The organism is Natranaeroarchaeum aerophilus (assembly GCF_023638055.1).
In the GTDB taxonomy this organism is placed as follows: domain Archaea; phylum Halobacteriota; class Halobacteria; order Halobacteriales; family Natronoarchaeaceae; genus Natranaeroarchaeum; species Natranaeroarchaeum aerophilum.
The window spans coordinates 1-19,591 of record NZ_JAKRVY010000008.1; the positions used below are offsets into that span (position 1 = coordinate 1).

General features: G+C 62.7%; 29 protein-coding genes. 11 read left to right on the forward strand and 18 right to left on the reverse strand.

The window, feature by feature from the left end:
• Positions 1–212 precede the first annotated feature (212 nt).
• Both AArcSt11_RS13020 and AArcSt11_RS13025 read right to left on the reverse strand, forming a co-directional pair.
• Positions 213–560: a hypothetical protein gene (locus AArcSt11_RS13020; protein ID WP_250597670.1), complete on the reverse strand. Its 348-nt coding sequence runs from the start codon at positions 558–560 to the stop codon at positions 213–215.
• Between the two features lie 490 nt (positions 561–1,050).
• Positions 1,051–1,341, reverse strand: coding sequence for a DUF7562 family protein (locus tag AArcSt11_RS13025; RefSeq protein WP_250597672.1), 291 nt, complete (start codon positions 1,339–1,341; stop codon positions 1,051–1,053).
• An 89-nt stretch (positions 1,342–1,430) separates the two neighbouring features.
• Here AArcSt11_RS13025 and AArcSt11_RS13030 point away from each other — a divergent pair, with 89 nt between their 5' ends.
• On the forward strand, positions 1,431–1,910 hold the full coding sequence (locus AArcSt11_RS13030; protein ID WP_250597674.1) for an RNA-binding protein: 480 nt from the start codon (positions 1,431–1,433) through the stop codon (positions 1,908–1,910).
• Between the two features lie 23 nt (positions 1,911–1,933).
• Here the strand turns inward: AArcSt11_RS13030 and AArcSt11_RS13035 are convergent, their stop codons facing one another.
• The 5 genes from AArcSt11_RS13035 to dapA form a co-directional block, all read right to left on the reverse strand.
• Positions 1,934–2,329, reverse strand: a complete 396-nt coding sequence (locus tag AArcSt11_RS13035) for a PIN domain-containing protein (RefSeq protein ID WP_250597676.1) — start codon at positions 2,327–2,329, stop codon at positions 1,934–1,936.
• Complete coding sequence (locus tag AArcSt11_RS13040; protein ID WP_250597678.1) at positions 2,316–2,681, reverse strand: hypothetical protein; 366 nt, start codon at positions 2,679–2,681, stop codon at positions 2,316–2,318. Before AArcSt11_RS13040 ends, AArcSt11_RS13035 begins: the two co-directional genes overlap by 14 nt.
• 143 nt (positions 2,682–2,824) lie before the next feature.
• A complete protein-coding gene (locus AArcSt11_RS13045; protein ID WP_250597680.1) occupies positions 2,825–3,655 on the reverse strand; it encodes a 2,3,4,5-tetrahydropyridine-2,6-dicarboxylate N-succinyltransferase in 831 nt (276 codons plus the stop codon).
• Positions 3,652–4,434 (reverse strand): 4-hydroxy-tetrahydrodipicolinate reductase, encoded by a 783-nt coding sequence (gene dapB / locus AArcSt11_RS13050; protein WP_250597684.1) that lies wholly within the window; start codon positions 4,432–4,434, stop codon positions 3,652–3,654. The genes AArcSt11_RS13045 and dapB overlap by 4 nt, the downstream gene beginning before the upstream one ends.
• Positions 4,431–5,348, reverse strand: a complete 918-nt coding sequence (gene dapA, locus AArcSt11_RS13055; protein ID WP_250597686.1) for a 4-hydroxy-tetrahydrodipicolinate synthase — start codon at positions 5,346–5,348, stop codon at positions 4,431–4,433. The genes dapB and dapA overlap by 4 nt, the downstream gene beginning before the upstream one ends.
• Before the next feature lie 299 nt (positions 5,349–5,647).
• Between dapA and AArcSt11_RS13060 the strand changes: the two genes are divergently transcribed.
• Complete coding sequence (locus AArcSt11_RS13060; RefSeq protein ID WP_250597689.1) at positions 5,648–6,469, forward strand: M48 family metalloprotease; 822 nt, start codon at positions 5,648–5,650, stop codon at positions 6,467–6,469.
• 49 nt (positions 6,470–6,518) lie between these two features.
• Positions 6,519–7,016: a LabA-like NYN domain-containing protein gene (locus AArcSt11_RS13065; RefSeq protein ID WP_250597691.1), complete on the forward strand. Its 498-nt coding sequence runs from the start codon at positions 6,519–6,521 to the stop codon at positions 7,014–7,016.
• A gap of 29 nt (positions 7,017–7,045) precedes the next feature.
• Here AArcSt11_RS13065 and AArcSt11_RS13070 read toward each other — a convergent pair whose 3' ends face one another.
• Entirely contained in the window at positions 7,046–7,222 is a 177-nt protein-coding gene (locus AArcSt11_RS13070) for a hypothetical protein (RefSeq protein ID WP_254714845.1), read from the reverse strand.
• A 155-nt stretch (positions 7,223–7,377) separates the two neighbouring features.
• On the opposite strand from AArcSt11_RS13070, the gene AArcSt11_RS13075 reads away from it, so the two are divergent.
• Both AArcSt11_RS13075 and AArcSt11_RS13080 read left to right on the forward strand, forming a co-directional pair.
• Positions 7,378–7,869 (forward strand): PUA domain-containing protein, encoded by a 492-nt coding sequence (locus AArcSt11_RS13075; RefSeq protein WP_250597693.1) that lies wholly within the window; start codon positions 7,378–7,380, stop codon positions 7,867–7,869.
• A 46-nt stretch (positions 7,870–7,915) separates the two neighbouring features.
• The gene (locus AArcSt11_RS13080; RefSeq protein ID WP_353617781.1) at positions 7,916–8,980 is read left to right on the forward strand and encodes a DUF5787 family protein; all 1,065 of its coding nucleotides are present in this window, start codon (positions 7,916–7,918) and stop codon (positions 8,978–8,980) included.
• A 76-nt stretch (positions 8,981–9,056) separates the two neighbouring features.
• Here AArcSt11_RS13080 and AArcSt11_RS13085 read toward each other — a convergent pair whose 3' ends face one another.
• Positions 9,057–9,923, reverse strand: a complete 867-nt coding sequence (locus AArcSt11_RS13085; RefSeq protein ID WP_250597695.1) for a DUF4397 domain-containing protein — start codon at positions 9,921–9,923, stop codon at positions 9,057–9,059.
• 241 nt (positions 9,924–10,164) lie between these two features.
• Here AArcSt11_RS13085 and AArcSt11_RS13090 point away from each other — a divergent pair, with 241 nt between their 5' ends.
• Positions 10,165–10,464, forward strand: a complete 300-nt coding sequence (locus tag AArcSt11_RS13090) for an ArsR/SmtB family transcription factor (RefSeq protein WP_250597697.1) — start codon at positions 10,165–10,167, stop codon at positions 10,462–10,464.
• Between the two features lies 1 nt (position 10,465).
• Here the strand turns inward: AArcSt11_RS13090 and AArcSt11_RS13095 are convergent, their stop codons facing one another.
• On the reverse strand, positions 10,466–10,963 hold the full coding sequence (locus AArcSt11_RS13095) for a DUF5797 family protein (RefSeq protein ID WP_250597699.1): 498 nt from the start codon (positions 10,961–10,963) through the stop codon (positions 10,466–10,468).
• Between the two features lie 105 nt (positions 10,964–11,068).
• Between AArcSt11_RS13095 and AArcSt11_RS13100 the strand changes: the two genes are divergently transcribed.
• A complete protein-coding gene (locus AArcSt11_RS13100) occupies positions 11,069–11,326 on the forward strand; it encodes a DUF5789 family protein (protein ID WP_250597700.1) in 258 nt (85 codons plus the stop codon).
• Here the strand turns inward: AArcSt11_RS13100 and AArcSt11_RS17105 are convergent.
• Genes AArcSt11_RS17105 through AArcSt11_RS13115 form a run of 3 tightly spaced genes read right to left on the reverse strand, consistent with a single transcriptional unit; the run spans position 11,323 to position 14,507 of the window.
• Positions 11,323–12,447: an ABC transporter permease gene (locus AArcSt11_RS17105; protein WP_250597701.1), complete on the reverse strand. Its 1,125-nt coding sequence runs from the start codon at positions 12,445–12,447 to the stop codon at positions 11,323–11,325. The two genes, AArcSt11_RS13100 and AArcSt11_RS17105, sit on opposite strands and share 4 nt — an antisense overlap.
• Before the next feature lie 37 nt (positions 12,448–12,484).
• Positions 12,485–13,192, reverse strand: a complete 708-nt coding sequence (locus tag AArcSt11_RS13110) for an ABC transporter ATP-binding protein (protein ID WP_250597702.1) — start codon at positions 13,190–13,192, stop codon at positions 12,485–12,487.
• Positions 13,179–14,507, reverse strand: a complete 1,329-nt coding sequence (locus AArcSt11_RS13115; RefSeq protein WP_250597703.1) for a COG1361 family protein — start codon at positions 14,505–14,507, stop codon at positions 13,179–13,181. The genes AArcSt11_RS13110 and AArcSt11_RS13115 overlap by 14 nt, the downstream gene beginning before the upstream one ends.
• Before the next feature lie 112 nt (positions 14,508–14,619).
• On the opposite strand from AArcSt11_RS13115, the gene AArcSt11_RS13120 reads away from it, so the two are divergent.
• The 4 genes from AArcSt11_RS13120 (at position 14,620) to AArcSt11_RS13135 (ending at position 16,410) form a co-directional block, all read left to right on the forward strand.
• Positions 14,620–14,931 carry a transcription factor S gene (locus AArcSt11_RS13120; RefSeq protein ID WP_250597704.1) on the forward strand — a complete coding sequence of 104 codons (312 nt, stop codon included), beginning with the start codon at positions 14,620–14,622 and terminating at the stop codon, positions 14,929–14,931.
• Between the two features lie 249 nt (positions 14,932–15,180).
• On the forward strand, positions 15,181–15,744 hold the full coding sequence (locus tag AArcSt11_RS13125; RefSeq protein ID WP_250597706.1) for a DUF6517 family protein: 564 nt from the start codon (positions 15,181–15,183) through the stop codon (positions 15,742–15,744).
• Between the two features lie 73 nt (positions 15,745–15,817).
• Complete coding sequence (locus AArcSt11_RS13130) at positions 15,818–16,015, forward strand: antitoxin VapB family protein (protein ID WP_250597708.1); 198 nt, start codon at positions 15,818–15,820, stop codon at positions 16,013–16,015.
• A complete protein-coding gene (locus AArcSt11_RS13135; RefSeq protein ID WP_250597710.1) occupies positions 16,012–16,410 on the forward strand; it encodes a PIN domain-containing protein in 399 nt (132 codons plus the stop codon). Before AArcSt11_RS13130 ends, AArcSt11_RS13135 begins: the two co-directional genes overlap by 4 nt.
• Here AArcSt11_RS13135 and AArcSt11_RS13140 read toward each other — a convergent pair.
• From AArcSt11_RS13140 to AArcSt11_RS13160, 5 genes are all read right to left on the reverse strand, one after another.
• On the reverse strand, positions 16,407–17,132 hold the full coding sequence (locus AArcSt11_RS13140) for a methyltransferase domain-containing protein (RefSeq protein WP_250597712.1): 726 nt from the start codon (positions 17,130–17,132) through the stop codon (positions 16,407–16,409). The genes AArcSt11_RS13135 and AArcSt11_RS13140 overlap by 4 nt on opposite strands.
• Positions 17,129–17,515, reverse strand: a complete 387-nt coding sequence (locus AArcSt11_RS13145) for a nascent polypeptide-associated complex protein (protein WP_250597714.1) — start codon at positions 17,513–17,515, stop codon at positions 17,129–17,131. Before AArcSt11_RS13145 ends, AArcSt11_RS13140 begins: the two co-directional genes overlap by 4 nt.
• 73 nt (positions 17,516–17,588) lie before the next feature.
• Positions 17,589–17,786, reverse strand: a complete 198-nt coding sequence (locus AArcSt11_RS13150; RefSeq protein ID WP_250597716.1) for a DUF7333 family protein — start codon at positions 17,784–17,786, stop codon at positions 17,589–17,591.
• Between the two features lie 45 nt (positions 17,787–17,831).
• A complete protein-coding gene (locus tag AArcSt11_RS13155; RefSeq protein ID WP_250597718.1) occupies positions 17,832–18,572 on the reverse strand; it encodes a hypothetical protein in 741 nt (246 codons plus the stop codon).
• A 76-nt stretch (positions 18,573–18,648) separates the two neighbouring features.
• Complete coding sequence (locus AArcSt11_RS13160; protein ID WP_353617783.1) at positions 18,649–19,476, reverse strand: aldo/keto reductase; 828 nt, start codon at positions 19,474–19,476, stop codon at positions 18,649–18,651.
• Positions 19,477–19,591: the final 115 nt, after the last annotated feature.

Sequence of the window (19,591 nt, forward strand, 5' to 3'; positions counted from 1 at the left end):
CACAATCCCGGACGGACGAAGCTCAAGACCCTGTGATTGATTCTATGACACGCTCAGACTGTTCTATGCTGCTATTGATGTGGATGGAAAATCATACTCACACGACATCCTCAAAATACGATGGGCAGAGACATTGTCCACCATCTCAAAAAAGTATCTGATCTCAACCATCAACTCTTTTCAAGGATTGACTCACGCCGAGAACTACACTCTTAATCGTAATGGCGTTCTTCTTGTATTGCCCAGACTTCGTGTGAACACTCGTACCCGTTTTCTTCGTCATTAACATTGAGTGTGACGTTCACTCTACTGGGCAACGCTTCAATGGCAGACTCGAACTCGAATTGCTCAGGTGGACAATATAAATAGGATCCATCGTCCCCACCGCTATTTGCTGCGATAATGTGGATCTCGATTCTGTATCCGTCGGCGGTTTGTCGGAGTACTGAACTGATCCAGTACGAGTCCGGATCTGAGAGGTCCACGTCGAGGCTGTCGTCCAGGTGATCGATAGCGGCGTCAGCAGCGGCGCTAGCGCATTCTTTTTCGATGTCATCCACATCGTCTACTGTCACCGCCGTTTCGATTGGTTCTGACCGGCCCTGTCCGGATCGAGGTGTGAGATCACATTCGTCGGAGTCATTATGATTGGTACTATTCGTATCTGAGTCGTCGCGCTCATCCCTGTTTTCACCAGTCTGATCATCATCGTCATCATCACTAAGACAGCCAGCGGTCAGAGCGATACCAACACTTCCGAGGAGCTTCCGACGAGTTGGAGGGAAAGACACGCCTAATATGTATGAGCTAGAAAATAATAAAATTTATCCTTTTTACCGTCGGCGAGAGTTACTCGAACTCGATCGAGCACACTCGCCAGCGCGCGCCACCGCAGTCGCCAGCGGAGCGGTGAGACTCGTTGCCCACGACCCGATGCTTGCTGCGATGTTACAATGTTACATTGTATACAATGTGACTACCACAACAATGTGACGCCCCACGGCACGCCCACTCGGCTGGCGCGGTGGTGCTGAGAAGAGCGCCCGGTTCCTACTCCTCGATTGTGCCGTAGCGTTCCTCGACCAGAGCGCTGTACCACGAGAGGAACTCCGCCTGACTGTGGCTCCCGGCGTCGATCTCCACGAGCAGGCCTTCGAGTTCGTCACGCGGCTGGTGACAGAGATCGTGGTCACAGGCTTTACAGAGGTGTTCGAACTCCTTTCCCGCGCGCTCCCACCGATCGCCGTACTTGTCGTATTCGCGCGCCTCCGACCGCGGCAGCGAACAGCCACAGGCGATGCAGGTGACTGACTCCTGTTTTGTCTTCCGGGAACCCCACATGGCTCTACGTTAGCGCGACGCATACTTAGCGTTTGCCGGATCCATCAGCATCCGGGGCGTTTATGCGCGCTCCGGCGTTGGTGTGGAGTATGGAAATCAACTCCCGGCATCACCTGCGTAGCGACGGGGTGTCAGAACTGGAACGCGCCGTCGCCGAGGGACTGGGCGTGGAGATCGATGGCGATACGTACGAGCTCGTCGAACTGGCCGACTCGAAGTTCGATCTCGTGCTGGTCGACGGCGAACCCTCGGTGCTGTACGTTGACGACGAGCCATTCCTCACGGTCCGGGGTGCAAACCGCTTCGAGCCCGAGACACACGTCGTCACGGTCGACAGCGGTGCGATCTCTTTCGTCAGCGACGGCGCGGACGTGATGCGGCCCGGGATCGTCGAGGCCGACGACGACATCGAAACCGACGATCTGGTCGCGATCGCCGAGGAAAACCACGGCAAGGTGCTCGCTATTGGTCGCGCCCTGGTCGAAGGGTCGGAGATGGCCGGCGATCAGGGGAAAGTCGTCGAGTCGGTCCACCACGTTGGCGACGATCTCTACGAGTTCGTCGTCTGAATCGAGCGGCCGCCGGATACCCACTACTGTCTCGGGTTGTGGACGACGAGATCCGGGACGTGTTCGAACCCGGTGTCAGCCGTCACCAGCGCAACATCGTCCGACCGGGCGACACCTGCGATCAGCGTATCGAACGAACCGATCTTCTGGCCGTTGTCCGCGAGCTCTCGTTCGATCGCCGCCGCTTCAATTGTCGCCTCCTCTGTTAGCGGCACCGTTGTCGTCCACGAGAGCGCATCGATCGCGTCCGAGATCGCGTCGATGCCGCGCTGGCGTGCGACGCCGACGTAGAGTTCGTACAGTGCTGGCGCTGGAACGCCCGCGGTTCGAGCCATGGTCGGGTTCCGATCGAGATGTTCGAGTGCGTACTGCGCTTCTTGCAGATAGTCGATCAGAAAACTCGTGTCAAAATAGCTCATCCTGATCTGCCTCGAACTCCGCGTCGACTTCCCGTTCGAGCGCCTCGATTTCACCGTCGAGGTCGCTATCGGCAAAGGCACCGAACCCGTCACGCCACGGCGCGTCGGAGCCAGCGGTCGCCAGCCGCCACCATACGATCGTCCGCGCACCGACTTCTTTTCCCGCCACGTATCCATCATCTCGGAGCCCTTTCAGCCGCTCCCGGACCGCCCGCGATCCGATCGGCAGGTCGGCTGCGATCTCGCTGGCAGTCAGTACAGGGTCGTCCGTCCGCTCGAACGCCCGCAAGAGCTCCTCGTCCGACGTATGGCGGGTGAACCGTCCTCCATCGTCATGACCCGGATCGCTCATGGGTGGATTTCTGTCCGTATCGTATATAAACACTCGCACGTCAGCGGTTCTGGAAACATGAACATCCAACGTCGGAAACGGTGGCGGGAGTGCGACCCCGTGGCTATCGGGGTCTGATCGGTAGACTGTAAAAATGGGGCCCGTTACTCCCGCAGCGCGTCCTCGCGCTCGGTCGCTTCGAGCGTCTCCTCCTCGATGTGGGTCGCGACGACCGCGGGCTTGAACGCGCCGCCGTCTATCATCTCGTGCTCGCTCACCGAGGATTCGACGAAGCGCTGGAACGCACGACGGTTCGCAGGGAGTTCACCGTAGAGCACCTCCTCCTCGACGAGATCGTAGACCGGAATGCGTGGCGTCAGGAGTGTGTTCTCGCCGACGACGCTGTTCTCGCCGACGACAAAGCCGCTGGTGACGCGACAGCCAGCGCCGAGCGAAACGCCGTCCTCAACAATCACCGGGGCGTCCTCGACGGGTTCGAGCACGCCGCCGATTAGCGTGTTCGCACCGAGTTTGACGTTCTCGCCGATCTGGGCACAGGAGCCGACGGTGTCGGCGGAGTCGATCAGCGTCCCGTCGCCGACGTGCGCGCCGATGTTGACGAAACTCGGCGACATCATGATGCAGTCCTCGCCGAGATATGCGCCGCGGCGGATCGTCGTTCCGTCAGGCGTGTTCCGCGTGCCGCGATCGTTTAGGTCGTCAGTCTTGCGCAGCGGCAGGACGTCGTGATAGGTGACGCCGCCGTACTCCCGTTCGGCGGTGTGGCGAAGGCCGAAATTGAGCAGGATGCCCTGCTTGACCCACTCGTTGGCAATCCACTCCTCACCCTGCTTCTCAGCGGCCCGAACGTCGCCCGCTTCTAGCGCGGCGAGGAACTCGTCGAGTACGGTCAGGTCTTCCGCGCTCGCGTCGTCAGCCGTCAGTCCGTCCTGTTTTCGCTGCCAGAGGTCTTCGACGTCTGTCTGCAGACTCATGACTCGTCGATTACCGCTCCGAAGGTATACCAGTCAGGATTTCGACCGGCGACCCACGCCGCGGCGTCGAGCGCCCCTGCCGCGAAGACGCCCCGATCCTCGGCGCGATGGGAGAGCGAGAGCACCTCGTCGTTGCCCGCCAGCACGAGTTCGTGCTCGCCGCGGATGTCGCCCGCACGTCGAACGAGGACGCCGATTTCGTCATCCTCGCGGGGGGCGTGGCCCTCGCGCCCGTAGACCGGTTCGACGTCCCGTTCTTCCTGAACGGTGTCGAGGATCGTCTTCGCGGTGCCAGAGGGCGCGTCTATCTTCTGGTTGTGATGGGTCTCCATCAGTTCGAGGTCGTAGCCCTCCAGCGCGTCGACGGCCTCGCTGACGGTTCTGAGGAGCACCTGAATCCCCCGCGAGAAGTTCGTTGCTTTGAGCACGGGGACCGACTCGCTGGTCGCTCGCAGGTCGGCCAGCCCGTCCTCGTCAAAGCCGGTTGTCCCGACGACGAGTGCGACGCCGTGCTCGACGCAGGAGTCGACGATGCCCAGTGTCGCATCGGGGACGGTAAAGTCGATTATCGCGTCCGGTTCGTACTCCGCGAACGCCGTGGCGGCGTCATCCGGATCGACAACCGGTACGCCGTCGATTTCTGCCGCGTCGGCGACATCGATCCCCACGACGACCTCCAGATCGTCTCGGGCCGCTGCCGTCTCGATGACCGTCTGGCCCATCCGACCGGCAGCGCCGTTGACCGCGATTGGCGTCGGTTCGCCGGTTCCCTCGCTCATCGGTCGGCCTCCGCGAGGTCGGCTGCTGCTTCGCCGTCCAGCTCCGTCAGGATCGCGGCGAGTTCATCGCGGTGCTCTTCCGAAAGCCGTGTCAGCGGCGAGCGAACGATCGGCTTCGCGTGTCCGCGAATGTGCATCGCCTCGGCGACCGGGATCGGGTTCGTTTCGGTAAAGAGTGCGCGTGTCAGCGGTGCGAGTTCGTGATGGAGCGCCCGCGCTCGTTCGTAGTCACCGGAAAGGGCTGCACCGACCATCGCGCAGGTGCGCTCGGGTTCGACGTTCGCGACGACGCTGACCGCCCCGCTGGCCCCGATCGAGAGCATCGGAAGGGTCAGGCCGTCGTCGCCAGAGACGACGGTGAACTCCTCCTCGCGCGTGCGCTCGATAATCTCCGAGATCTGGTTGAGGTCGCCGCTTGCCGCCTTCAGGCCCGCGATATTCTCATGGGCTGCGAGTTCGACGACCGTGTCAGCCTCGACGTTCTGGCCCGTCCGAGAGGGGACGTTGTACAGGAGCTGTGGCAGGTCGACCGCGTCGGCGACCGCCCGATAGTGCTCGATGAGGCCCTGCTGTTCCGGCCTGTTGTAGTACGGCGAAATAAGGAGGAGACCGTCAGCGCCAGCATCCGCGGCGCGTTCGGACAGCTCCAGCGCCTCGCGGGTGTTGTTGCTCCCGGTGCCCGCGATGACCGGTACGTCCTCGACGGCGTCGACGACCGTCTCGACGACCTCGACGTGCTCGTCGTGGCTCAGGGTCGCACTTTCGCCCGTGGAGCCGACGGGGACCAGCCCGTCGACGCCAGCGGTTTCAAGTCGCTGGGCGTCCGCTCGCAGTTGGTCGTGATCGATGCTCTCGTCGTCGTTGAACGGCGTCACCATCGCTGGCAGAACGCCGTGGAAAGGGTTCGGTGTCATGTCTGGTATATTGTGATCGGTCGGTATCAATCGATCCATCCGCGGTCGAGGACCGGCCCGCGACGAGCTTGCTACGCTCGCCGGGAGCCGCTATCGACCGTGTTTTTTCAGAAAGGCGACGGCGTACTCGCTCGATGTCCGCGCGGACGAGCCGAGTCGTCGAACGAGTCCGTACACAGTAGAGAGTGTCCGAGTGCCGAAACTTATTCGTTGTGTTTGCGGCCCGGATAGTATGTCGGATGTTGTCACAGTGCGTCGCTGCCATACGACTTATAGGTCGTCGACAGCTATCCGCAGGTATGCGACACATAGGTCTCAAGATCCGGATGGCGATCGTCAGCACCATCCTGTTTGCGTTCTTCTCGCTGGCTGCACTCGTCGCAGTCGTCGCGTTCGGCTTGCCGCTCTGGCTAGTCGGAATTCTGACGGTCGCGTTCATCGGGGTCCAGTACCTGCTGGGAACGAAAATGGCGTTGCGAAGTGTCGGAGCCGAAGATATGTCCGAAGAGGAGTATCCCCAGATTCACCAGACGGTGGAGTCGCTCTCGCGCGATATGGGGATCAAAAAGCCCCGGCTGATGGTCGCGAGTATGGGCACACCCAACGCCTTCGCGACCGGCCGCAAGGGGAAGGGAACGGTCGTGATCTCGACCGAACTGATGCAGGTACTCGACCGCGAGGAGCTCAATGGCGTGATCGCCCACGAGCTGGCACACATCCGCAACCGCGACGTCGTAACGATGACTATCGGGCAGTCGATCGCCGCGATCGTCGGGATCGCCGCCCAGTGGGTCGTCCTCTTCACCGGCGAGCGATCCATTGCGAACTACGTGCTCGCCTTCGTCGTGGGGATGATCACACAGATGCTCGTGATGGTCTTCGTCATGGCCATCTCGCGGTACCGCGAGTACGTCGCCGACGCCGACGCCGCGGACGCGATCGGTAACGGTGAACCGCTCGCGCGAGCGCTCGAAAAGATCCAGCGGAGCGCAGAACGCACCGACGCCGAAATGGACGATTCCGTCGCCGCACTCTGTATCTCGGGTGGCGCCGCAAAGAAGCTGCTCTCGACGCATCCCTCGACCGAAGAGCGGATCTCGCGGCTGCGAAACCGCCGGTAGACGCCAACCGACTCCCGTTCTTTATGTACTGGCCCGCACAAGAACCGGCATGAGCGAGATCCATCCGGGTCAGCGCGTCGCCGTTCTCGTCGACGCGCAGAACCTCTATCATAGCGCACAGAGCCTCTACAGTAACAATATCGATTACTCCTCGCTGCTCGAAAAGAGCGTCCAGGACCGCGAGCTAACACGCGCCATCGCGTACGTCATTCGCGCCGACTCGCCCGAGGAAGAGAGCTTCTTCGACGCACTCACTGACATTGGCTTCGAGACGAAGATCAAAGACATCAAAACGTTCAGTGACGGCTCGAAGAAGGCCGACTGGGACGTCGGGATGAGCCTCGACGCGGTGACACTCGCCGAGCACGTCGATACGATCGTGCTCTGTACTGGCGACGGCGACTTCTCGCGACTCTGCTCGCACATGCGTCACGAGGGCGTTCGCGTCGAAGTGATGGGATTCGAGTCCTCGACTGCCGAGGAGCTAAAAGAGGCTGCTGACTCCTTTGTCAATCTGAGCGAGCGGACAGAGACGTTTCTGCTCTAGTCAGCGAACGTGGAGAACTGTCCGGCCGTCTAGACCGCTCGTCCTTCGCCGGACGTCCCGACGAGCAGGGACCCAGCCGCCATCGCGATCGCGGCCACACCTGCGAGGATCGCGGGAACTCCGGAGTCGAGCGATCCGGTTGCGAGAAGAATAATGCTGCTGATCGCAATGAGAACCGCACCTGCCGCAACTTTCGTAGTATCCATTTGTATACCAGCCAGTGTGGGCTTCTAGTTTATAGGTTTCCCCTTTTGGCCGACAGTTTGTGTATTGGTAACTACCCACATAATCTGCGGATGGCAGTTCCGTCCCGCTGTGGAATGTCGAAGCGCTTTCACGCGCCGACGCCCTTGACTCGACAATGAGCGACGACGCGGATACCGGACTCGGCGAGGACGGCGAGCATCTCCGGACTGTCGCCGGCTACCAGTTCGGTGGCGGGGCAGGGCCAGCACTGTTTCCCGAAGACGGACGGTTCACGATCAAACGCAGCAGCTCGGGCAGGCCACAGCAGGTGATCGGCGAGTCGGATCGGATCGTCTCGTTGAACGTCGACGGGCGGTACACGCTCGGTATCGAGGGGGGGAAACGGCTCCTCGCGCTAGCCGACCCACGGAATCGCGTGGTCGTCGGCGACGAGAGCGAACCGTTCGTGCGTGACGGCAAGAACGTCTTCGCGAAATTCGTCGACCGGGTGGACGGCGACCTCCGCCCGGGCGACGAGGCGCTGGTCGTCCACGAGAACGGTGACCTGCTCGCTGTCGGTCGCGCCGAGCTATCGGCCGACGCCATGTGTGATTTCGAGACCGGGATGGCGGTAAAGGTCCGTGAGGGAGCCACCGAGGAGTCGTAGCGAGCGGACGGAACGGTTTTGACGGTCGGCGCGCGTTCGTTTGATCGTGAGCGAGCGCATCCAGTACGACTCCGAGTTCGCCTTCGAGCTTCGGGTCTGTTACTGGGCGGAACGCGAGTGGCCGCCGATCGGGACGCTTGAGGACGACACGATCGCACTGGTCGCGCGGCAGTTGGGGACGAAACGGCGACGCTGGGACACCATTGTTGTCGAGACGACCGCCGCGGCGCTCGAACAGCGTGCGACCTTCGGGACCGAACGGCTGGACGACGACCTGCGCTACGTCCTCCGCTCCGCGCCCGAGGAGTGGACCTTCTACCGTGATGCGCTTCCGGAGCCCGACTACCCGTGGCGGTACGTCCGCGAGACGATCCACGAGGCCGACGACCGGGGGATTCTGGACGTCCGAAAGTCGGGCAACCGGATCGAGATCAGGCGACAGTATCGCTATCCGGAGTGGGTCGACCGAATCGTCGCCATCGAGAACAAGCCGGATCTGGACGCGAGCGCGGCGAGCGCGTTACAGCCCCAACTCGAACGGGATGTCGCGCTGGGGCTGGCCGACGAGGCGTGGGTGGCGACCCGTGCAACCGACGCCGCAGTCTCACCTGTCCTGTTTGAGGACCTCCCAGTGGAGGCGGGCGTACTGGAAGTCGATCCCACAGCGCTCTCGGCGTCGGTCGCCTGGCACGCTCAGGCGCTCGAACCGGCGGCACCGGGAACGCGGATCACGGACCGTGGCGGTGGGCACTCCTCATTCGACCAGTCGGCGGCGACGTTCGAGTACGTCTCGCCCGATCGAAAAGCGACGCTCCGGTATCGGATCGCAGAACGAGCCTACGAACGCGGCTGGCGGGCGTTCATCGACACAATGCGATCGGACTGTCGGTGGTTTGGCCCGCGTGAACGCGACGGGCAGGTGCTCCCCTGGTGTGGCTCGCACTGTCGCGTCCAGACCGCAAGCGAGTGTTCCGGATCCTGTCCAGCCTTCGAGCCGGAACCGCCAGCATGGCGGCAGCACAGTTGGCCGATCGACGGAGGGCCGGGGAAGACGGTGGAGCGGTTGCTCGCCGCTCGGCGTGCTCGGCTTCGTGGGACCAAAAAATCGTGATGCGCTCAGCGCGAGGGGCCAGTGATTGCCGTTTACTGGCGGCAAACGTCGGTAAGCGTTGTATTCACACTTCGTTTCATTCACCGTTCTCCTCTTCGCCGTTCATCTCGTCGTCTTCCTCACCGTTCTCCTCTTCGCCGTTCATCTCGTCGTCTTCCTCACCGTTCATCTCGTCGTCCATGTCCTCGTTGTCGACAGTGAGAAGGAGATCGAACTCCTCGTCGACCGGTGCCGCTTCCGGTTCGAGGTAGCCCACTGCAAACGCGGAGTAGACCAACCCGGACTCGGTTTCGACCGGGAACTCCGCGACAGCCTCCTCTTCGCCTGCCGCCCGGATTTCGAGCGTGTACTCGCCTGCGGGTACTTCGACGGCTCCGGCTTCACCGAAGTCGACGTCTTCGAGCAGGACATCGCCGTTGGCTGCGATGTCGACTGCCGGAGCATCGGGTGACGCGTGGACTGCCCGGACACGGGCGTCCTCTCCCGGATCTTCGAGGTCGTCCTCGTAGGTCTCGACCGCGAACTCCTGGGTTCCCTCCTCGTCGAGTTCGCCGATGGCTGCTGCGGTGAACGCTCCTGCAGGCAGCTCGACGTCCTCGTTGAACACTTCGGTCTCCTCGTCACCGGCCGCCGTGATCCGGATGTTGTACGTATCGGGCTCCAGTTCGAGGTAGTCGCTGACCGCCCGGAACGGGACGTCTTCGAGCGTCGGTTCGTCGTCGACGTAGACATCGACGTTCGGGGCGTCGGGCGAGAGGTGGGCCACGCGAAGCATAGCCATCTCGTCTTCTTCTTCTTCCTCTTCCTCCTCTTCCTCTTCCTCCTCTTCCTCTTCTTCCTCCTCTTCTTCCTCTGGGTCCTCTTCTTCTTCGGGATCCGCTTCGGGATCTTCCTCTTCCGGATCGTCCGCCGCGTCGGTACAGCCTGCAAGGGTTCCGAACACTATCGCACCACCCGTCGCTTTCAGAATCGTCCGCCTCTGTCTGTCTGGTTTCATAACGACGTATACAGGTAGGGAAATCACACGGATCAACGATTTCCGAACTCTGGCCCTGATCTCTCCAAATTCTCTCCGGTATGGCCTCCTTGTGTATACAAATCCGTGCTTACGAGTACAGCGGCCAGACGCCCGAGCAAGTACCTGGTGTGTACTTATATCGCCTCCATCAGTACGTTGGAGCCAGATGAACGCCGATCTCTGGTACGTCTTCGGCAGGAGTCGCGGGGGGCCGAACCGCCTTCGGCTCGTCCGAGCTCTCGACCACAGGCCGAGAAACGCGAACCAGCTCGCGAAGGCGCTCGACCTCGATTACACGACGGTCAGACACCACCTGGACGTGCTCATGCAACACGGTGTCGTCTCGAAGACCGACGACGAGTACGGGGCAGTTTACGAGCCGAGCGAGTCCGCCAGAGAGCACTGGGGGACAATCGAGGAGATCGAGAGACAGCGAAGCGAAGTGGAGACACCCGACACGGTGTAGCTCAGTCCGACCGTTCGACGTCCAGCTCGTCCCGATCGACGCTCAGGCGGAACGTCGGCACGCTACGGTACACGACCTCGACGACACCTTTGCGACGCAGACTCTGGAGTGCCGAGCGAACGTCCTCCGTGTCGGGATCGATATCGTGGGCATCCCGTAGCGCGTGGAGCACGGAAACGACGCTCTGTGAGCGCTCATCCGGCCCGGCGAGCACGCCGAGAACCTGTGCCTGCAGTTCGGGGACGCGAACCAGACTCGGCACGTCGTCTTCGTCCGACTCGATCCCCGGTTCGACGTCGACGAGGTCGTTTGCCTCACTCGTCGCGCGGATCAGGCTGTTGTCGTCCCGATAATAGTAGTCGCCAAGCTCCGACTCGAGGTAGCTATGGACCTCGCTCCCGCTCTCTACCCCCCACCGCTCCTGTAGCTCGCTGTTTTTCGTCGGCTGTAACTCTACGACATCTGCGAGGCGGTCGCGAGCCTCCTCCGAAAGCGTCATTGAGTCGTGCTATCGACACCGTGGTACTTGCCAGTTCTGGATCCCTGCAGACGTGTCACCGAAGCCACCACATCCACGTATGTCTGTGTCTCACGTACTACCGGTATGGGACGTGAAGTCCGACTCAGTCATCTCGATGCACTGTTTGGCGAACTCGACTATCCGATCACACCGGCGGCGGCAGCGGCCGAATTCGACGACGTAACGCTTCGCCTCGCAGATGGCGAAGAAAACCTCGGCGAGCTCGTTGCTGACCTGCCCGACGAACAGTACCGGTCGTCGGGCGGGTTGATGACGGACATTCACAACACGCTCCCAAGAGGGGCAGTCGGCGAGCCGTTTCAGTCCGAGGGCGACGGCTAATCCCGCAGGGCGTCGACCGGTCGCTCGCTCGCCGCCTTCCAGGCCGGATAGAGCCCGCTCAGTAAGCTGACCCCGATCCCGAAGGCAAAGGCCAGTGCGAGATAGAAGAAATTCGCCGGGTCGAGCAGGATCCACAGCTCAACGGGCGTCGTTAGATACAGCCCCGCGGCAAGCAGCACCGACACGACGACGCCACCGAACGCGCCGAACAGGCCCAGCAGTCCCGCCTCGATCAACATCATCCGGAGTACCTCGTCTTTTTTGACGCCGACCGCGCGCATGACTCCGATTTCCTCGCGGCGCTCGACAGTGCTCATCAACATCACGTTCAGGATGCTCACGCCCGCGATCACCAGCGAGATCGAGCCGATTCCGAGCAGGAAGCTCTGCAGCAGGGAGAAGAACTCGTCGATCTCGTCGGTGATCTCCGATAGCTCGAAGACATCGATTCGCTCCTCGCGGGCGTTGAGTTCAGCCCTCACGGCGTCGGCCGCCGCAGCCGTCGCTCCGGTCTCCTCGCCGCGCAGGATCACCTGCTCGTAACCGCTGCCCCCAATCGCGTTTTCGGGCAACAGGACGGCGTCGTCCGCCGAGAGTGGACCGAAAGACTCGACCGGTTCGAGTACCGCGATCACCCGGTAGGTCGTGTCGTCGATGGTAACGACGTTGCCCTCGCCCGCGTCCAGCTGCTCGGCGACGCTACTGCCGAGGATCGCCCCCTGTGTGTGCCGGTCCGGCAACCGCCCTTCGTCGGCCTCGTAGATCGCGGCGGGGTCGTCGATCCCGTACAGCGTCGACGCTGTCGATTCCGTCCCCCGGGTGACCAGCCCCGTCTCCGTTCTGATCGGGGCGACGGTCACGTCGTCGGTGACGCGTTCGATCGACTGGACCTGTCGCTCGGTGAGTTCGTCGAACCCCTCGTCGGCGTTCGGTGTGATGACGACCTCGTTACCGATATCGCCCAGCGCGTCCGCAGCGCCGAGCGAGAGCACGTTTCCGAAGATGCCCAGCGCGGCGATGGCGACGACTGCGATGAGGATCCCGAGCCCCGCGAGAATCGATCGGAACCGGTTGCGCGAGAGATTCCGACGTGCGACGAAGACGGCCGGGAACTTCACCACAGCAGGTCACCTCGCTGTAGCCGCCAGCACGTCCCAGTCATCGGATTCGCCCGTCGAACAACTCGACGGTTCGATCGGTGTACTCGGTCACCAGTTCGTCGTGGGTCACGGCGATCACGCTGACGCCCTGTTCGGTGATCCCGGACAGCTCGTCCAGCACCTGCTCGCTCGTGTCCCGGTCGAGGTTGCCGGTCGGCTCGTCGGCCAGCAGAATCCGCGGTTCGTTGATCAGCGCTCGTGCGATTGCAACGCGCTGTTGCTGGCCCCCGCTGAGCTCCGTCGGGGTGTGATCGAGCCGCCCGCCCAGACCGACCCGTTCGAGCAGGTCGACCGCGCGCTCGCGCCGCGGGGGGCCGTCCCCGAAAATAGTCGGTAGCGTGACGTTCTCGACAGCGGTCAGCGTCGGTAACAGGTAAAAGTCCTGGAAGACGAAGCCGAGCAGCTCCTTTCGCATCGTCGTCCGACGGTCATCCGAGAGATCGCCGGTGAGCCTGCCGTCGATTCGGACCGTCCCGGACGTCGGCTCGTCGAGCAACCCGAGCACGTTGAGCATGGTCGATTTCCCGCTCCCGCTTGGTCCCATGATGGTGACGAACTCGCCGCGCTCGACGCGGAGATCGACGTCGTCAAGCGCCACAACAGTTTCCGCGCCGCTCTCGTAGACCTTCCGGACGGTATCGAGTTCCAGCGCCGGATCGGACGCCGGCGGATCGGACGCCGTGGTCGCCCTCTCAGTCGCGTCCATTGCGCTTCCTCCAGACCAGCCCACCGCCGCCCAGTGCCAGCAGGCTGATGCCCCCAGCGAGTGCGAAGGGCCAGACCGTCCTGCCGTCATCGCCACCCGACTGCTCGCGCGGCGTGTAGTCGAGCTCGACGGTGTGTTCTTGCTCGACACCGTCGTCCAGATACGTCACCGTGATCGGCACCTCGGTCACGTCCTCGTCGACGGTCGCGGTCAGATCGAACCCGACGAAGTCACTTTCCGGCACGGCCCCGACAAAATAGTTTCGCTGTGGGTAGGTCGGCTCGACGCCGTCCGCAGGCTCGACGGCGACGACAGCGCCGTTCGCGTCGGCCGTGCCGACGTTTGCGACGTTCCCCGAAATCGCTACATCCTCGCCATCGGCGACGATATCGAGGTCAGTGAAATCAAGCGTCGCTGTGGGGGTGCGCTCGGGCGTGTACTCGTAGGCAGTCGCGCTCGCGAGTCGGTCGGTTCCGAGCGTGTACCGCGCCGTCACGTCGATCGTTCCCGCCTGCTCGACCCGGTCGAGATCGAGGAAGACGGTCTCCTGTTCGCCGGGGGCGAGATCGGACGCCGGGATTCGCGGAAGGGACGTCTCGTTGGCCGCGGGTTCGACGACGACTGACCGAGCAGTCGCCGTGCCGAAGTTCGTCACCTCGATCCGGAGCAGCCGATCGCTACTTCGATTGGCTGCTTGGTCCTCGTCGTCCGCCGCTGCGTCGCCATCCTCGATCCCTGCATCGCCGAACGCGCCACCGAGGTCGCCGACGTTCAGATCGACACCTGCTGCGGCGTCCTCGTCGTCCTCGGTTTCGATGTCACTCGCATCGACTGCCTGCGCGTCGACCTGTACGTCGTCCTCGATGCCGCCCGCGTCGACCCCACCGACCACGACGGTGACCGGGTACGTGATCGTTACCGACTCCTCGATCTCGTCGCCGTCCTCGTCGGTCGTCGTGTAGGTCCCGTTTACGGTCGCCGTCAGCTCGTGGACGCCAGCCTCGTCGAACGCGGTATCGAGGGGTATCGTGACCGTATCGCCGGGCGACAGTGCACTGACGTTCTCGGCGGTCGCGTACGTTCGCTCGTCGTCGTGGAGGCGGGCCTCGTCGACAGTGACGGGCTCACCGCTCCCGGCGGAGTTCGAGACGGTCAGATCGACCGTGGTCGTCTCGTCCGGCGCGGGGGTCTCGGGAGATACCTCGACGTCGTCGACGATCAGGCGTGCATCGGGGACTGCAGCCGCAAGGCCCAGACTCCCGACGATCAGCACGAGAAGGGTAAAAACTGCAAGCGCTGTTCGGGGACGCGTCATAATTTCTGCTCAGGAGCCGACAAGTAAATGGGTGTCGGAGGGGAACGGTTTCGCAGGTCAACCGGCCAAACGCCGGGCTTATCACTCCCCACGGGAGTAGTCGTGTGTACCAATGGAGTTTTGCGACGAGTGCGGCTCGATGATGAAAGCCAACGACGAACTGTGGGTCTGTGGGAGCTGTGGCAACAAACAGCCGAAAAACCCCGACGCGAACTACGTGCTCACCGACGATCAGGAGGTCAGCGAAGTGATCGAAACCGGCGACGGCGACAGCGGCCTGCCGACCACGTCGGCGCAGTGTCCCGAATGTGACAACGATCGTGCCCACTGGTACATGCAACAGATCCGCGCGGCCGACGAGTCCGAAACTCGCTTTTTCATCTGTACCGACTGCGAGCACAAGTGGCGCGAAGACGACCACTAGCTGGAGTCGGTTCTCTCACGCGGTTCGGAAGCCGTAGTTGATCGTCCCCCGCTAGCTTCACATCTATCCCCGAAAGCCCCCTCCCGCTCGACGGCGCTGCCTCGCTGCGATCCTCGGACTCCGTCCTGCGAGTCTTGCGTCGGCGGAGCCGCCGAGCGGTCGGCCCCTTTCGATGCCCCGGCCGGGACGGGGCAAAAGTCGCTCTCGCCCGCGCCAATCCTGAAGTAGCCCGCGAGCGTACTACGCCCGATGGCAGAGCCGCCGCCGCCCGCCGTCCCGGAGGAGCGTCTTGATGCCGAGGGCTGGGAGCGCATCGAGGACACCACCGAAATGCGGTTTCGGCTGCCGACGCTTACCGTAACTGGCCGGACCCTGGTGTACGAGGACGCCGACCTGCGCGAGCGGTTGCGCCCGGCAGTCGGCGACACGACGCTCCGGTTTTTCTTCGCGACGCGGCTCTCCTTTTCGCCGCCCCTGGGTCCGGGGATGGGACCGATGATCCGGTCGACCGTCGTCAGGGAGGCAAAGCAGGCCTTCGCGGAGGATCTCGAAGCCAGAGGGATCGGGGATGTCGAGCAGACGACCCGCCAGCGCATGCGCGTCGAGACCGGCGACCGGGCGACGCTGCTGGGCTATCGCGGACGGTTCGACGCCGAGGGCGAGTCGATGAGGATCGAGGGGTGGCTCGCCGTCTGGCTTGGGGAGGGGTTTCGGATCTCGGGCGGTGCACACCCCAGATCGGTCGAGGACGTCGACGCGACTCCCGGCGAGTGGCGCGAGGAGGTGCTCGATCTGATTCGGGATGTAGGATGATCGTGGTGTCGGTCCAGAACGAACCCAGTGTCCCGGCGAAAGTACTTAAATAATGTATGCGCTATGTATACATATGAGCACCTCGATCCGTGTTTCCGACGAGACAAAAGAGAAACTCACCCGCCTGAAACGTGAAAACGAGAGCTTCGACGAACTACTGGCCAGACTGGCAGGTGAAGAAGAACCGGTCGATATAGGATCGTGGGATGCTGAAACTGCAGATCACGCGCGGCGTGCAATCGATCGCTCCCGGGAGAGTTTCCGTCGATGACGTTTCTCGATTCGTCAGTCATCATCGACATGCTTGAAGGGCGCGAGGAAACGGTCGAGTTCGTCGAAGAGCAGCCGGGACCGTATCTCACGTCTACACTCTGTGTCTACGAAGTCCTTGATGGATCGCTGGGAAGCGGACGAACCGATGTTGACGCGGAGCGACAGCGATTCGACGGTATTCGGTCGATCGACGTGAGTGAGACAGTCGCTATCGAAGCGGCGAAACTACAGGACGAGTTGCTCGATGACGGGCAGCGAATGGGGGTGCGAGACCTACTTATCGCCGCTACTGCACGATCCACTAGCGACCATCTGATCGTTGCAGACGCCGATTTTCAGGTGGAGGCTCTGGAATCCAAACTGGATGTGACGAATCTGCGAAAACGAGACTAGACGTTCCGCGCGAACGTCAGATAGCCAGTGTGGCCGACGCCCGCAGTCGATGGGCGGGAACCACGGTCGTCGAAGTCCATCTCGCGCTGGATCGTCTCCTGTGTGACGACATCCGAGAGACCGACCTCCCGTGCGGCGCGACAGGCCTCACGGGTGTTCTCGACGAACGGCGAGTAGACGGCGAGGTAGCCACCCTGTGCGAGCAGGTCGGGAGCCTCCTCGACGACCGTGGCGGCATCCTCCGTATCGAGCGTGATGACGTCGAAGCGCTCCTCGCAGTCCGCGACGTAGTCGGTCACGTCGCCAGCCCGGACGTCGACTGACTCGCTCACGTCGGCCAGTTCCATATTCCCGCGGGCAACCTCCGCGAACTCGGGGTCGCGCTCGAACGTCAGCACGTCCGCGCCCGCACGAGCGAGATACGAGGCGAGGACACCAGTTCCGGTTCCGGCATCGAGGACGCGGTCGCCTCGACCCACACCGACGTGGCCGATGATCAGCCCGATATCGCGGGGCATCATCGGCGCGCCGGTGCGCTCCATGTGGTTGAACAGGTCGGGACCGCGCAGTCGCCGGACCTGAAACTCCTCGTCGAGATGCGTCGTCAGGGTGTCTCCCGGCTCGACGTCCTCGGGGACTTCCAGTACGCCGAGGTCGGTGCCCTGTTCCTCGCCCGGTTCCACGAGGAACTGTCTGCTGCCGCGAACGACGAGAACTGTCACTCTAGCTGGTCGACTGCGGCGGCGAGATCGCCGTCGTTGGCTTCGAGGGCCTCTCGGGCGTCATCCTCGCTTGCGCCGGTTCGCATCGCGACAATTTCGACGTCCTCGTCGGGGACGCCACCTGCATCACCGCCGCTCTCGACCGCGGGGGCCGAGCCGCCAGCACTGCCGGGTGCCTGTTCGTCGGGCGAGCCGACGATCTGGTAGGTTTCCTGCCCGCGCGCGTCGATCTTGTTCACCTCGGCGTCGGTGAAGACGAGATCGGCATCCGGCGTCTGAATAATCACTTTTTCGGCGTCGAGATCCTCCATGTTGACGCCCATCTGTTCCATCATCTGCTTCATTTTGCGGGGGTCCATGCCACCGCCACCTCCTCCGAACATACTCCGAGGGTGGCCCTACGCGGGGAAATAATTGACGGGATCGGACGTGAGGGCGATACAACAGAGCGAGCTGTCAGGCCCCACTCGCGCGGTACTCGCCGAACTTGACGCCGATCGCGAGCGTGATCGCGCCGAAGACGAGCATCGAGGGCAGTACCATCGTCAGGATCGTGCTCTCGGTCATTCCCATCGGTGCGCTCATTAGCGCGCCGACGCCAAGCAGGTTGACCGCGAGGAATGCCACAAGGGTCTTGGTCAGGTCGAACTCCATACACGAGGGTCAGGACCGGGGGCTCCTAAACGTACCGAGAGCCAGTCAGGTCGGCCGGACGAGCCCGGCCAGCGTCACCAGCGAGCCGATCAGCCAGCCCAGCGGGACGGCGATGCCGAACCACATTCCGAGATACGCCGCACCGGCGAGGGTGTACTGTTCGGAGAGCCACTCGCTGAGTCCGCCCACCGTCAAAACGGTGTCGAGCAGCCAGATCGCCAGCGAGTCGCTCCCGGAGAGGATTATCTCGCCCAGCGTCGGCGAGACCAGCGCGGCGACCACGGGCGGGAGGAAAAGCGCGGTCATCGCGGACGGATACGCGAAGACGACCGAGACGAGGCGGCCGCCGACCTGCGAGAAGACGACTGCGAGCCCGGCAGCTATCGTGGCGACGATGGCGGCCGCAAGCACCGCCAGAAAGCCGTCGAAACTGAACACCTGATGGGCGGCAACCGTCAGGACGCCCCAGACCAGCGCCGCGAGGACGACGACTCCGGCGACGCCGAGACCCGCCGCGACCCGGTCGACGCGGGTCGCGTAAAACCGGAACATGAGGCCAAAGAGCGCAAGCGGGTACAGGACGGCGACGACCGGGATGCCGACTGCCGACCAGAGCCGGTAGGCGATCCAGCCGCTCGTGGTGTTCGGCGTCCACTTCCCCATGACGGAGTGACCACTCCCCCGCTGGCGGGGGAAAACGAGTTCCATCCAGCTTTCGTGGAGGCGTCGAAGATCGACCCTGATTCCGTCGACGACCCCGCCGCTCCCGGACGACCGCGTACTCATACAGTATACAGTGTAAGCGATCCGTTTTCAACGTTCCGGCGGCCCAACGAATCAGTTTTCGGGTGAGTCCAGAGAATCAGTTCCAGGGGCCGAAATCAGGATCGACCTTCCTGTCGACCGCTTCGATGGCGTCGATCCGGTCGATCTCCTCGTCGCTCAGCTCCAGCGCGAGCGCGTTCCAGTTGTCCTCGATGTGCTCTCGGCTCGTCGCTTTCGGGATCGGCGTGACGCCGTTTTCGAGCAGCCACGCGAGGCTGACCTGTGCCGCGCTGGCGTCGTGAGCGTCAGCGATGTCGGTCAGCACGTCCGAATCAAAGACGGCACCGCGAGCCAGCGGCGAGTATGCGACGACTTCGATGTCCAGTTCGTCAGCCATCGACCGGACGTCCTCCTGAGGGAGGAACGGGTGACACTCTACCTGGTTGGCGAGAATCGGCACGTCACAGTGTTCGACAGCTGTCTCCATCCCCTCGGGCTCGAAGTTGCTGATCCCGACGTTCTCGATCAGTCCCCGGTCGTACAGCTCCTCGAACGCGCGGAACGTCTCCTCGGGGTCGTAACTCTTTGCGGGCCAGTGAATGTACAGCAGGTCGAGATAGTCGACGCCGAGTGTGTCCAGACGCTCTTCGGCCGATGCGATTGCGTCCTCGTACCCCAGATCGTCGGTCCAGAGCTTCGTGGCGAGAAAGACGTCCTCACGGTCGACATCGGCCTGCCGGATGCCATCGCCGACAGCCGCCTCGTTCCCATAGAGATCGGCGGTATCGATGTGGCGATACCCAGTCTCCAGCGCGGTCCGGACGCTTTCGGCACACTGGTCCGGATCCTCGTTTTTCCACGTCCCGAGCCCGAGCATCGGCATCCCGTTCACGCGCGGACAGTCGTCGCTGGTCGGTTTCGTCATACCACATCGTTGGTGAACACGACAAAAATGCGTTTGGAAATCCGATCGGGATATTCCGATCGAGTCGGAGGATTTGCCCATATACTGCGGGTCTCCGTATGCGCTCCGGAACCGC

Bases quoted from the DNA above. Each gene is read 5' to 3' on its own strand.
- AArcSt11_RS13145 (WP_250597714.1), bottom strand. From the start codon at position 17,515: ATGTTCGGAGGAGGTGGCGGTGGCATGGACCCCCGCAAAATGAAGCAG.
- AArcSt11_RS13130 (WP_250597708.1), top strand. From the start codon at position 15,818: ATGAGCACCTCGATCCGTGTTTCCGACGAGACAAAAGAGAAACTCACC.
- AArcSt11_RS13150 (WP_250597716.1), bottom strand. From the start codon at position 17,786: ATGGAGTTCGACCTGACCAAGACCCTTGTGGCATTCCTCGCGGTCAAC.
- AArcSt11_RS13065 (WP_250597691.1), top strand. From the start codon at position 6,519: ATGAGCGAGATCCATCCGGGTCAGCGCGTCGCCGTTCTCGTCGACGCG.
- AArcSt11_RS13090 (WP_250597697.1), top strand. From the start codon at position 10,165: ATGAACGCCGATCTCTGGTACGTCTTCGGCAGGAGTCGCGGGGGGCCG.
- dapB (WP_250597684.1), bottom strand. From the start codon at position 4,434: ATGAGCGAGGGAACCGGCGAACCGACGCCAATCGCGGTCAACGGCGCT.
- AArcSt11_RS13125 (WP_250597706.1), top strand. From the start codon at position 15,181: ATGGCAGAGCCGCCGCCGCCCGCCGTCCCGGAGGAGCGTCTTGATGCC.
- AArcSt11_RS13025 (WP_250597672.1), bottom strand. From the start codon at position 1,341: ATGTGGGGTTCCCGGAAGACAAAACAGGAGTCAGTCACCTGCATCGCC.
- AArcSt11_RS13095 (WP_250597699.1), bottom strand. From the start codon at position 10,963: ATGACGCTTTCGGAGGAGGCTCGCGACCGCCTCGCAGATGTCGTAGAG.
- AArcSt11_RS13160 (WP_353617783.1), bottom strand. From the start codon at position 19,476: ATGACGAAACCGACCAGCGACGACTGTCCGCGCGTGAACGGGATGCCG.
- AArcSt11_RS13035 (WP_250597676.1), bottom strand. From the start codon at position 2,329: ATGAGCTATTTTGACACGAGTTTTCTGATCGACTATCTGCAAGAAGCG.
- AArcSt11_RS13155 (WP_250597718.1), bottom strand. From the start codon at position 18,572: ATGAGTACGCGGTCGTCCGGGAGCGGCGGGGTCGTCGACGGAATCAGG.
- AArcSt11_RS13045 (WP_250597680.1), bottom strand. From the start codon at position 3,655: ATGAGTCTGCAGACAGACGTCGAAGACCTCTGGCAGCGAAAACAGGAC.
- AArcSt11_RS13100 (WP_250597700.1), top strand. From the start codon at position 11,069: ATGGGACGTGAAGTCCGACTCAGTCATCTCGATGCACTGTTTGGCGAA.
- AArcSt11_RS13120 (WP_250597704.1), top strand. From the start codon at position 14,620: ATGGAGTTTTGCGACGAGTGCGGCTCGATGATGAAAGCCAACGACGAA.
- dapA (WP_250597686.1), bottom strand. From the start codon at position 5,348: ATGACACCGAACCCTTTCCACGGCGTTCTGCCAGCGATGGTGACGCCG.
- AArcSt11_RS13030 (WP_250597674.1), top strand. From the start codon at position 1,431: ATGGAAATCAACTCCCGGCATCACCTGCGTAGCGACGGGGTGTCAGAA.
- AArcSt11_RS13135 (WP_250597710.1), top strand. From the start codon at position 16,012: ATGACGTTTCTCGATTCGTCAGTCATCATCGACATGCTTGAAGGGCGC.
- AArcSt11_RS13115 (WP_250597703.1), bottom strand. From the start codon at position 14,507: ATGACGCGTCCCCGAACAGCGCTTGCAGTTTTTACCCTTCTCGTGCTG.
- AArcSt11_RS13060 (WP_250597689.1), top strand. From the start codon at position 5,648: ATGCGACACATAGGTCTCAAGATCCGGATGGCGATCGTCAGCACCATC.
- AArcSt11_RS13110 (WP_250597702.1), bottom strand. From the start codon at position 13,192: ATGGACGCGACTGAGAGGGCGACCACGGCGTCCGATCCGCCGGCGTCC.
- AArcSt11_RS13040 (WP_250597678.1), bottom strand. From the start codon at position 2,681: ATGAGCGATCCGGGTCATGACGATGGAGGACGGTTCACCCGCCATACG.
- AArcSt11_RS13070 (WP_254714845.1), bottom strand. From the start codon at position 7,222: ATGGATACTACGAAAGTTGCGGCAGGTGCGGTTCTCATTGCGATCAGC.
- AArcSt11_RS13075 (WP_250597693.1), top strand. From the start codon at position 7,378: ATGAGCGACGACGCGGATACCGGACTCGGCGAGGACGGCGAGCATCTC.